Below are 2,590 nucleotides of genomic sequence, written 5' to 3' on the forward strand. Positions count from 1 at the left end.
CGCGGGCTGGCACGGTTGATTTCATCTGCCAAAAGCAACTGGCAAAATACCGGTCCCTTGATAAAGCGAAACGCGCGTTTGCCGTCTGCCCCTTCTTCAAGAACTTCGGAACCCAGAATATCAGCCGGCATAAGATCGGGTGTGAACTGAACACGCTTGTCAAGCAGGCCAAGAACCTTGCCCAGCGTGTGCGCCAGAAGCGACTTGCCAAGGCCCGGCGCACCGACCATCAGGACATGTCCACCGGATAAAATGCCGATAAGTGTTTGCTCTACGGCATCATTCTGCCCAAATATAATACTGGAAATCATTTTGCGGGCTTCGGCCAGCCGTGCGACACACTCGTCCAGACGGGCTGCATCGCGTTCAAGACTGCTTTCCTGGGAGAAACCCATTTCTTCGGGGAATTGTGGCGCGTTTGTCATGGCGGTTGACTGTGCTTCCTATGTTGCAGTGCAGGCGTTGGCAGGCCAGAGAACGCAGATGAAATCGCATAAGCATAACGGGAAAACGTCTGGTTCAGGATCAACTCTACAGCATGAATGAAAACCAAAAAACCATCGATCTCGCCGAGAAGTTGTGGACGCGCTTGCGCGGGCAGAAGCCCGACACCGGGCGGCACCCACAAATCTGTGGCGATATCCCTATGTCTATAGGTCGGGATGGAACCTGGTTCTATCAAGGTGGTCCGATTGGCCGAATTGAGCTGGTTAAGCTTTTTTCTTCCGTGTTGCAGCGTGATGAGGAAGGCGGGCACTGGTTGGTGACCCCGGCCGAGATGGCCCGGATCGAGGTCGAGGACGTCGCCTTCATCGCAGTTGAAATGCAAAACGAAGGCGAAGGCAAAGATCAGAATATCCGTTTTCGGACCAATATCGACCAGTGGGTGGAACTTGATGATGATCATCCCCTGCGCGTCGAACACGACCCCGAAACCGACGAACCATCGCCTTATGTCGGGTTGGAACGCGGCCTTGAAGCGCGCCTGAACCGGGCGGTGTTCTATCAATTGGTCGAATTGGCCGAAGAAATTAGTGACCCTGACCACAACATGATACGTATCGGTGTTTACAGTCATGGGAAGTTTTTTGAGATCGGTCGGATGGAGGCCACGGAATGACACCCGATGACATCGTTGCCGCCTTGCGCGCGCCAACTGGCGATGTTTTGCAGCGCCGTGGCGACCATGCGGTGGACTTTCCGGGTTCGAAATCGCGCGCACGTGCATTTGCTGACGGGGAACTGATTTCGCGTCCGGCGGCGGTTCTGGTGCCGCTGGTCAAACGCGATGCGGGTTTGCATGTGATCCTCACAAGGCGTACTGATCATCTCAGCGACCACGCAGGTCAAATCAGCTTCCCCGGCGGGCGGCAGGAAGAATTCGACGCAACCCTTGAAGAAACCGCGCTCCGCGAGACGGAGGAAGAAATTGGTCTTGCCCGCCGTCACATCGATTTGGTGGGCCGGATTGATGATTATTACACCGTGACCGGCTATCAGGTGACCCCGGTCGTCGGTCTGATTACACCGCCATTCGATCTTAAGCCCGATGACCACGAAGTGGCCGAAGTGTTTGAAGTACCACTCAGTTTCATTCTTGATCCGCGAAATCAGAAACTGCAAACCGTGACGTTCGAGGGTACCCGCAGGCGGTATTTTGCGATTCCGTATCGCGAATATTACATCTGGGGCGCGACCGCCGGGATGCTTATCAACTTCTCTGAAGTCATCCGGGCCAATGCGCCATCGCTTAACCGTTAATCCGAATATTAGGACAGAGCTTTATGTTGCGACAAATCATCCAGATCGGTCTTCCTCTGATCCTGCCCTTTGTGATTTACGGGCTGTGGCTGAAATGGGCCCGCGCCAAGGCCATCCGTGAAGGTCACGACATCATCCCGCCATGGAACAAGGGGCCGTGGCTGATGCTGTTTGGTTTGGGCGTGTTGCTGACCGCCGCAATCCTGATTTTCACTGCACTTGGGACTGGTGCGCCGCCCGATTCCATTTATCATGCGCCGGTATTGCGTGACGGCGTGGTCGAGCCGGGCTATTTCGAACCCAAGGAATAGAACAGCCCAGCCACCGTCGTGGCACTTGATATGACAGGTGGCAACAAGGCAGCGATGACAGCACTCGAAGTAACCGGCAGATTGCGGCCATACGGGATCATGGTCGCCGATGATACCGCCCGCGTGTTTGATGCCATTGCGCAGCAAGGAGGTTGTGCGCGCTTTGTCGGTGGTGTCGTGCGCGATGCCTTGCTTAAACGTGATCTGGTTGATGTCGATATCGCCTGCGATCTCGCGCCTGAGGATACGCAGGCCGCGCTGGAAAAGGCAGGTATCCGGGTCATCCCCACTGGCCTTAAGCACGGAACTGTCACCGCAATTACCGATGCCGGGACCTATGAAATCACGACGTTGCGTGTCGATGTCCTGACCGATGGCCGCCATGCGGAGGTCGCCTTTACCGACAGCTGGCTTGAAGATGCCAAGCGCCGTGATTTTACCTTCAACGCCATTTACTGCGACCTTGATGGCACGATCTATGACCCGTTTGATGGCGAAACCGATTTGCGCGACGGGCG

The 2,590-nt window shown here is 55.6% G+C and carries 4 protein-coding genes and 1 pseudogene; 4 read left to right on the forward strand and 1 reads right to left on the reverse strand.

Going from position 1 to position 2,590, the window contains the following annotated elements; genetic code table 11:
• Positions 1-425, reverse strand: a 425-nt coding sequence (locus B3Z49_RS20790; RefSeq protein ID WP_296994473.1) for an AAA family ATPase, incomplete at its 3' end; no start/stop codon positions are given.
• Positions 426-538: 113 nt separating this feature from the next.
• Here B3Z49_RS20790 and B3Z49_RS20795 point away from each other — a divergent pair.
• The 4 genes and pseudogenes from B3Z49_RS20795 to B3Z49_RS20810 all read left to right on the forward strand — a co-directional run.
• Positions 539-1,120 (forward strand): DUF1285 domain-containing protein, encoded by a 582-nt coding sequence (locus B3Z49_RS20795; protein WP_063089140.1) that lies wholly within the window; start codon positions 539-541, stop codon positions 1,118-1,120.
• Positions 1,117-1,761: a CoA pyrophosphatase gene (locus B3Z49_RS20800; protein WP_296994477.1), complete on the forward strand. Its 645-nt coding sequence runs from the start codon at positions 1,117-1,119 to the stop codon at positions 1,759-1,761. Before B3Z49_RS20795 ends, B3Z49_RS20800 begins: the two co-directional genes overlap by 4 nt.
• A gap of 23 nt (positions 1,762-1,784) precedes the next feature.
• On the forward strand, positions 1,785-2,072 hold the full coding sequence (locus tag B3Z49_RS20805; RefSeq protein WP_008889887.1) for a hypothetical protein: 288 nt from the start codon (positions 1,785-1,787) through the stop codon (positions 2,070-2,072).
• 30 nt (positions 2,073-2,102) lie between these two features.
• Positions 2,103-2,590: pseudogene (locus B3Z49_RS20810) on the forward strand (CCA tRNA nucleotidyltransferase); the annotation flags it as partial.

The sequence above is a fragment of the Thalassospira sp. UBA1131 genome, assembly GCF_002311515.1.
GTDB lineage: Bacteria > Pseudomonadota > Alphaproteobacteria > Rhodospirillales > Thalassospiraceae > Thalassospira.